The organism is Herbidospora sp. RD11066 (genome assembly GCF_054661255.1).
Window position 1 is genome coordinate 489,774 of the sequence record NZ_BAAGDO010000003.1, and the last position, 8,183, is coordinate 497,956.

The 8,183-nt window shown below is 62.0% G+C and carries 5 protein-coding genes and 1 CRISPR repeat array; all 5 genes read right to left on the bottom strand.

All coding sequences use genetic code 11. The features are described 5' to 3' along the window. Positions 1-3: 3 nt before the first annotated feature. The 5 genes from casB to ACYQ78_RS13780 all read right to left on the bottom strand — a co-directional run bounded on the left by casB (position 4) and on the right by ACYQ78_RS13780 (position 6,713). Positions 4-612: a type I-E CRISPR-associated protein Cse2/CasB gene (casB, locus tag ACYQ78_RS13760; RefSeq protein ID WP_459801199.1), complete on the bottom strand. Its 609-nt coding sequence runs from the start codon at positions 610-612 to the stop codon at positions 4-6. Further along, positions 609-2,183 (bottom strand): type I-E CRISPR-associated protein Cse1/CasA, encoded by a 1,575-nt coding sequence (gene casA, locus ACYQ78_RS13765; RefSeq protein WP_459801200.1) that lies wholly within the window; start codon positions 2,181-2,183, stop codon positions 609-611. The genes casB and casA overlap by 4 nt, the downstream gene beginning before the upstream one ends. Before the next feature lie 49 nt (positions 2,184-2,232). After that, positions 2,233-2,601, bottom strand: coding sequence for a hypothetical protein (locus ACYQ78_RS13770; RefSeq protein ID WP_459801201.1), 369 nt, complete (start codon positions 2,599-2,601; stop codon positions 2,233-2,235). Beyond that, on the bottom strand, positions 2,594-5,014 hold the full coding sequence (gene cas3 / locus ACYQ78_RS13775; RefSeq protein WP_459801771.1) for a CRISPR-associated helicase Cas3': 2,421 nt from the start codon (positions 5,012-5,014) through the stop codon (positions 2,594-2,596). The genes ACYQ78_RS13770 and cas3 overlap by 8 nt, the downstream gene beginning before the upstream one ends. A 790-nt stretch (positions 5,015-5,804) precedes the next feature. Next, the gene (locus tag ACYQ78_RS13780; RefSeq protein WP_459801202.1) at positions 5,805-6,713 is read right to left on the bottom strand and encodes a CRISPR-associated endonuclease Cas3''; all 909 of its coding nucleotides are present in this window, start codon (positions 6,711-6,713) and stop codon (positions 5,805-5,807) included. Positions 6,714-7,618: 905 nt separating this feature from the next. Then, positions 7,619-8,135: a CRISPR direct-repeat array (repeat unit 29 nt; unit sequence CGGTTCACCCCCACGGGCGTGGGGACTGG). The last annotated feature ends 48 nt before the right edge of the window (positions 8,136-8,183 follow it).

The following is an 8,183-nucleotide window of genomic DNA, read 5'->3' on the forward strand; positions in this document are numbered from 1 at the left end:
GAGTTAGAGGTCGGGGGAACTGCCGGGCGCGGCAGGAGAACGAGCGGGGCGTGGACGGTGGAAGTCCCGGGCCCAGTTCAGGCGGATGCGGTGGACGCGTTCAGGGTCCGCGTGTTCGCGCAAGAGTGTGACCAGGTCGTCCAAGAGTCGGCCGTAGTCGAGCGGGATGCTGTCGGTGCTCAGCAGTTGGACCGCTTGCCGCAGGTAGTGCGGTAGCGACGCCTGATCGACGGCCAGCAGTTGCACAAAGCGACGTTCCGCAGAGGCACGTTCCGCGACGAGGTCTCGCATCGACGTGCCCAGGGATCGGAATCCGTTGCCGGACGCGTTGCGAGGGCGCGGCTGCGGATGCAGCGCGAACAGACCTGCGATCAGGATCCACGCCTTCTGCTCGGATGGCGGCGGGTCGAAGGGGAAGACGATGGCGTAGGCGTCAGCTTCGTAGCGCAGGCCGCCGAGAGAGCGGCGCAGCCGCGCGAGGGTTCGTCTGGCTTCCGACACCTGGTGCGCGTTCCCGACCTCCAGCTTGGTGTGCAACCCATAGAGGTGTCCGACGAACCTGCGTCGTCGCTCACGGGTCTCGTCTGTTTTGTTTGGGTCCTGAGCTGTCACGTGAGGGCCTCCTCTGTGCTGAACCCGATTGCTTTCGCCGTGAACACCTTGGTGACGTGGGACAAGGTGCCGGTGAAACGGCCGAATGCTCGTCCCGCTTCGGACAGGTGACGGCCGGTTCGTGGAGAGCCGTAAGCCCACCTGTCCGCGGTAGAAGTGGCCAGCTTGCTGACGTCGTCAGCCCAAATTCGGATGACCGGAGCCTCAGATTGCTGGTTGACGCGGGCCTCGCTGAGGGCGCGAAGAAACCGATCGAACAGTTCAGGCAGGCGGGTCCAGAAAGGCAGGTCGATGGTGCCGTCGCGGTCAGTCTTCATGGCAGCCGCATAGGCGCTCTCCATCTCCCGCAGAGCGCCGGCCACTTGATCGGCCAGGTCGACGGCATGACCGATGATCGGCCCGACGGACGCATGCTGTGCACGCAATAGCGCCACAGGCGCCGCGACTGCGTCCTCCGTCCAAGAGGCCACCACTGCTGCTTGCGATCCCAGCCGTTGACCGAATACACGCAACGTATAGACGGTGGCCTCGTCGATGAGCTTGCCCTCGACCAGTTCCGCTAGGTGTTCCAGGGCTTCAGGGCGGCGCCGTAGTTGTTCGTCGCCGGCCAACAGGAGCGTTTCTGTATGCCGCCACACCCCGCGCCGTTCGTCCAGGCGCAGAGGGCGGAAGTCTTCCCACTTGCTCCGCTTGGTTTTGGGTGGCGGGCGACGAAAGGCTGACATCAGCTCGATGTCGGCCAACTCTCCGTACAGTTCCGATCCGGGAGTGATCACGACCCGATCGACCACAGTCCCGCTTGCACTGTGCTGCGGCAGAAGCAGGATGCGGCGGGCGGGCCAGGTCAGCAGATCAGTCCATCCCAGAGAAGGGCGCCGGTCTGGTTCAGGGTTGGGGAAGGCGTTGGATTCCCACGCAGGCCGGTCCTGAATGGACGTGGCCCGAGGCTTCTCGTGGTTGGGCTTGTAGATCGGCATGTTGAGCATCAGCGTTTCGTGGAGCGTTCCGCCCTCCACGATCACAACGCCAAAGTAGTTCGCCAGCCCCCGCTTGGAGGACTTGATGGTACGGAACGGGGTCTTGGTGCCGCCCGGATCGTAGGCATGTACCGTCACCAGCCATCGAGCTGCCTGACCCGGGTCCAGTGTGACCTGATCGGTGGAGGTGGTGTGATCGAACAAGGTCACGTTGTTGCCCGTCGACCGGTTGAGCACGAGCTTGGTGATGGTCGACGATGGGCATACGGCAAGCGGTGGGCACTGGAGAAACGGTCGTTCGGCGTCGAACAAGTCAAACCGAGTCCCGTACCGGTCCAGATAGGTCATCAACGGCTCGGCCGTGAACCCCTTTTCCCAGAGTTCACGCCAAGCTTTGGCGTCCCCGGGGCCGTAGATTCGATGCGCCAAAGCCAGAACGAGCCGATAAAGCGCAGCGGTCATCGTGGGAGTCTCGGCCGCCAGCCGTCGAAATCCGCGAGCGTCCAGCAGCAAGGTTTTCAGCCCCACATAGCCGCTAGTGCCGTCTTGCCGCTCGACCGGCAGCCATGGCTCCCCCATCAGGTCAAAGATCACATGTGCGCCTTTCTGTGCATCAGTCCGAAGCAGATACTCCCGCGAGGAGTCACCCGGCGTCAGGGAGATCATCGACGAGCACGCCGAAAAGTCGTGAATAGCGCAGTCGATAGCCCTCCACTAGGCATTCGCCGTCGCGAAAGACCAAGGCACGCTGCCGGCTCAGCTGTGAGGTAGCGGCGAAAGCCGACGGGACCGGCCGCCGCTTAACCGCATCGACCAACCCGTACGGCACGTCCATCGGTGCGATCAGCCGGACACAGGAGTCCAGACACTGGACGATCAGGTCGATCGGGAGAGGAGTTTCGTCGTTCAGATCGACGCGAGATCTGCCCTCGGCAGGCACCACACCCGTCGACGTTTCTTGTAAGACCACCACTTCGGCGACCGCAGAAACCATCTCTATGGAGTCATCCACGGTCAGGCGCTCCGCTCTTGGAGCGTGTTCGCCCTGCTTGCGTCGGCTGAACGGTCATGTCTTTGAGCGAACGGTCGGGTGTCGGCAACGGCAGATAGATCACGCGCACGTCCGCACTTTGGCGGTCCTGCTTTCGGGCCCACTGCTTCTCTGCGGTGTCCGTGCGGCGCCATCCAGGCGGATAAGAAACTGGGCGTTCACCGTAGACCTGCTCGATCAGCTGAGGAACATCCTCCGGCGACCGGAAATGTGTACGCTCCCGTAGGACAGCCCAGGTACGCCACGTCAAAGCACGCGGATAAATCGAACCCGTGTACAACGGGAGCACTGGCCCTTGCGGGGTCTCCTGAACACCCGTGATCGCCAGGCATAGTTCGGCCAGATGCGTGAAGCGCTGGTGGACATCGCCGTGACGTTGCACGCGTCCCATTCGCTGAATGATGCTGTCGATCGGTGCAAGATCACTAACTAGTGCATCAAAATCGAGGTCGAGGCTCGACTCCAGCACCTGCGTCCCCACGACGATAGCCCGGAGTGGCCGACGTTGTTTATCTGATTCATTGCTCAGAGGAGGGCCGAACCGCTCCCGTAGTTGCTCCTCTACCTCATGTCGAGCCTTCTGCGTCAACTGACCGGTGATGACGAACAATTCTGGACGTTCGTCCAAAGGCAACTCTTTTATCGCCTCCTCTAACGCCGCGTGAGTCTGCTCGACCCTACGTACCAGGTTGTGGACCACAGCAAGGCATCCTCCTTCCCTGACCTTGCCGATGAGCCAGTCCACCAGTTCTTCATCGGGAACCGCCTCCAGGCGGGCCAGCCGAGCGCTGTTCAAAGGACTCACCCCGGCAGGAACCACCTTGACCGCGTCCGACGTGGCGTAAGTGATGCGGGGATAGGCGGACGCAGGCTCGTATTGGTGATCGTCAAGTTCATCGGCGCCCAGTCCAGCGCGCCAGCTGGATATGAGCTGGTCGCGGCGATTGGCCGGCAAGGTCGCCGACAACAAGATGACCGAGACGTTGAGCAGACCGAGCCATTGCACGACTCTGTCCAGCAGCGTCGACATGTAGGTGTCCAAGGCATGCACCTCGTCGATCACGACGACTTTCCCGCTCAACCCCGTCATGCGGGTGAACACATGTTTGGACCTAATCCCCGCCATCAGAACCTGATCCCACGTACCAGCTCCCATCGGCGCGAGCAGTCCCAGATATCGCCTGAACCACTCGCGTTCTTTGGCCTGAACGGCGGCGTCTTCGTCCAAGCTCACATTCACGGGGGAAACGGCGACTTCGATGTCCTCGGCGGCCAAGACCTCGGCCGCGCTCCCATGCAGGAGCCGCACCACCAAATCTGGCTGATGAGACTGGAGCAGCTTTTTGATCTCGCGATACGCCTGATTGCTCGTGGCCTTGGTCGGGCTCGCGAAGTACATTCCCAACGCGCCATCCGCGTCAACCGCGAGACGAGTCATCCGCGCCGCCGCCTGCAGGGCCGCCTTCGTCTTACCTTCGCCTGTAGGCGCCTCGATGATCAACAAGGTCGGTGAAGCCAGCGCGTCACCAAGCGACTCAACCACCTGTTGAACGGGACGCGCATCCTCTTCAAAAAGGCTGGCGAAGCTCGTGTCCTCCGGTGGCCGCCAAGTCTTCAATCTCAGACGCTCAACCGCTGACTTAGCTTGATCGCGGGCCGTAGTCACGTACAGGTCGAGGTCGACCGGCGCCCCCACATACGGGAAATTCCCCGGGTCGGATGCGATCTGGTCGCTTGCCGCAGTCAACCCGGCCAAAGTGACAGCTAGACCCAGATCAAGCCGCACCCGCTCCCATGACGACGGCGAAGGCAGTTCCAGACCGTGCAACTGCAACAAACGGGCGACGAAGTCGTCGCACCAGTCAGCCCATTGCGCTTCGCCATGATCCCGACGCTTCTGACGCGCCTCGATCACTGTTGCGGCGCGAGGGAAGAAGCCGTGATGCCCCCCTAGTGCGTACGCGACATTCTGAGCGACCTCAAGCGAAGCACCCCACTGACACAAGATGCGCTGGACATGCATCGCCGTCAGCACACCGTGGGGTGTGTCTACTCGCTGACCTAATTCCTTGCGATCAGGCATCGCGCGAAGCCTGCTGGCCATGGGTTCGTCCAGCCAATCGACCAGGAGATCGCGGCGTAGCGCTTGAAATGCTGGGGACAGTTTTCCAAGATCATGCAGTCCCGCGAAGATCGCCACCCAGACCCGCGCATCGCCGACCGGCGCAAAAGCCCTCTTGAGATCACGCACCATCCCGGAAGTCAGGAGCTTTGCGAAGAGAAGCTCCGTCACTGCTGCCGTGTCGATCGCATGACAGATCAGGGGGTGCATGTCGGATTTGGTCGCTTTGCCCCAAAATGCCGTTAAGTTAATTTTCGCCTCCGGGCCTCATGGGGCGATCGCTGCCGTTTTCTACATAAATGCTATCGATAGATAATGGTAGAGCAATCTACACGATCCCCTGTCGGGCCGAGGGTGCCTGTGGACCGCTGAGCCAGCGCACTGTTGTAGGAATCCATGCTCGTGATGACGCACTACATCCTCGGGAAAATCTTGCATATAGATATGCGTTTGCCGTCGGTTCGATACCGTAGCTTCCGAGCTATTCCCGCCTAGGGGTGTGCCGATAACTGGCGCAGCTGAAGACAAATTCCCCACGCCGGTGGGGGTGACCCGGTCGCGTTAAAATCAGATCGTGTAGAGCCCAATCAGGATTCGGATTATTATTCGCTCTATTCGATCGATGGTGAAGTACGTCGCATTTTCATCTTTTTTGCCCGGAAAGATTAGTTTGACGCGCACGACTGTCGCCCACCTTCTAGTCGATCTCATCGGTCCATTTCTTCAGACCAAGATAACGGGTGTCGTTGAAGACACCCGATCAACATAGTACGAGGCGCCCGCACACGAGCCGCGTTAGCGCTTGCGCCAGAAAAGGTGGGTTCAGGCCACTTTATGGAAGTATCTGTGTCACCTTGTCTCAAGACACCTTGCTCTGCATGGTCCAAATCCCTGCCCAGCCGGAAGGAACCGCAGGACATCGTTTCGTTGACCGAATTTCCGGCTGGGCTCGCGCTTATAAACGTGGGGCATGCTGGTCGTACGGAGTGGGGTTGTAGCCCTGACCGCACAAACTGTGGACTGCGCGGCCCTGGGGCGAAGGTCACTGGCCGGAGGCGTGCCGGTGAAAGTCCTGCATCGCGGAGCAACTAGGGAGATTTGAAGGGAGCACTTGAAGTGTTCCGGCAGGTAGGCCAGACGGCCCATGAGATAGCTGTCCTAGCCAGTCGGCCAGGATCATGATGCCGCAGACGAGAGCCGCGCATTCGGCTGGGATCGAGGCAGGTGGCGGCGGTGAGCCGACGATCTGCTCGACGGCCTGGAGCATGGCCTCGCGCTGGAGATCCCACTTCCCCGAACCGAGCTCCGGAAAGAGCCGGGTCGGAGGGTATCGACACTCATTGGGATCACGAGGGAAGAACCTGCCGTGATGGCCGCCGAGCAGTTGGGCGACGATGAACGCGGGGCTGGTTGCGCGGCGTGCGTCGTAGCCAAAATCTTTTAATGCCGAGCTTAACCAGACACGGTCCGCAAAATCGTGACGATGCTTTCCATCTGCGGCTTCCGAATATCCACGGAGATTTTCATAGGCGTCTGAATCCATCCGCTGGAAGCATGGGGTGACTTTTCCTATGTTATGAAGTCCGGCCCAGAAACTAAGTAGACGCGCACTACCTGCGTCAACTCCCAGGGATGTCGCGAAGCACTTCTGCAGGCCATTAGAAATGTAACCATCCCAGAGAGAAATGGCCATCGCCGAAGTGTCGAGGAGGTGGCAGATCAACGGGTACGGCCACAGGAGCCCGCGCGGCTGTCCCCACAAATAGAGATCTACACCTTCATGTGTTGGCGACATTTTCGCACCACCCCCTGTCCGATCAGGCGAGGCACCCATAGTTGGCGAGAGCATACGCCACGAAGATGCGGATTGCCTGGAGTCTCTATGGATTGAGGATGTGGAATCTAATTCGGGGTGGAAAATATTAAATCCGCCAAACGCCGACATCAGCATTTGGGGTGGTCAGAAGCATCTCTGGATGCATGAAGACACGTCGTAAGGATCAAGAGAGAGTCAAACCCCCACCCCCGCGGGGACTGGGCATCTGAGTTCATCGTGCGCGCGTCTGCCGACGTTCGCCCCCACAGGCGTGGGGACTCGGGCTCAAGGTCCGTCGTTTCACCGCCGCCGCCCGGTTCACCCCCACAGACGTGGGGATTGGCCGAGCGGCCCATCGATCGCCGACACGAGCCTCACTTCACCCCCACGGGCGTGGGACTGGGCGGTCGTCCCTCCGCCGCCTCCAGCGCCTGGCGGTTCACCCCGACGAGGACTGGTGGTCTGGACTCCGCAGCAGGTATGGACGTTTCGGTTCGCCCCCCACAGGCGTGGGAATTGGATGTGGGGTCTGGGCTGGGCGGTGTCTGGGACTGGTTCACCCCCACAGGCGTGGAGACTGGTCACAACCCCGACCGACGAGCCCGACCCGGACGCGGTTCGCCCCCACGGGCGTGGGGACTGGGTGGTTCTCCGAGCCGCCAGCGAACGCCATCACCGGTTCACCCCTACGGGCGTGGGGACTGGAGGCCGCGCTTCTCCAGGCGCCGCAGGACGTGCGGTTCACCCCCACGGGTGTGGGGACTGGATGTGCGCAGCCGATTGAGGCCCTTTGCCTAACGGTTCACCCCCACGGGCGAGGGGACTGGGATCCGCAACATGATCGACTGGTGTCAGGCTGAGGTTCACCCCCACGGGCGAGGGGACTGGGGCTGCACGAATCCCGCAACTCAACAATCACCGGTTCACCCCCACGGGCGTGGGGACTGGGTAGTAGTAGGCGGTGTCCCTGTGGCTGCGCACGGTTCACCCCACGGGCGTGGGGACTGGGCGCTGGCCGCCGCTGGCCTGGAGCCCAAGGACGGTTCACCCCCACGGGCGTGGGGACCGGGACGCGGCCGGGTTCCTCCTCTACTACTCGGGCGGTTCACCCCCACGGGCGTGGGGACTGGAACGGCACTTCGTCGATGCCGGGAACAGGAACCGGTTCACCCCCACGGGCGTGGGGACTGGCCGTTGCTCATGGTCGGCAAGACCGAGCGGACCGGTTCACCCCCACGGGCGTGGGGACTGGTCCACGGTGCCGGACGTCGCGACCGTCACCGTCGGTTCACCCCCACGGGCGTGGGGACTGGGGCCCGTGATGCTCGTCCAGGACTACGCCGCACGGTTCACCCCCACGGGCGTGGGGACTGGTGGAACCAGCCGGAGGACCGGGGCGGGTTCGACGGTTCACCCCCACGGGCGTGGGGACTGGTTTGCCCTCAGTGCATGCATGAGGACAGGGCTCGGTTCACCCCCACGGGCGTGGGGACTGGCTGAAGAACCCCGACCCGTACGTCCTGGCCGTCGGTTCACCCCCACGGGCGTGGGGACTGGTTTGCCCTCAGTGCATGCATGAGGACAGGGCTCGGTTCACCCCCACGG

What these genes read in the sequence shown, in the direction of transcription:
- ACYQ78_RS13780 (WP_459801202.1), bottom strand. Translation starts at nt 6,713, where the DNA reads ATGCTGATGTCGGCGTTTGGCGGATTTAATATTTTCCACCCCGAATTA.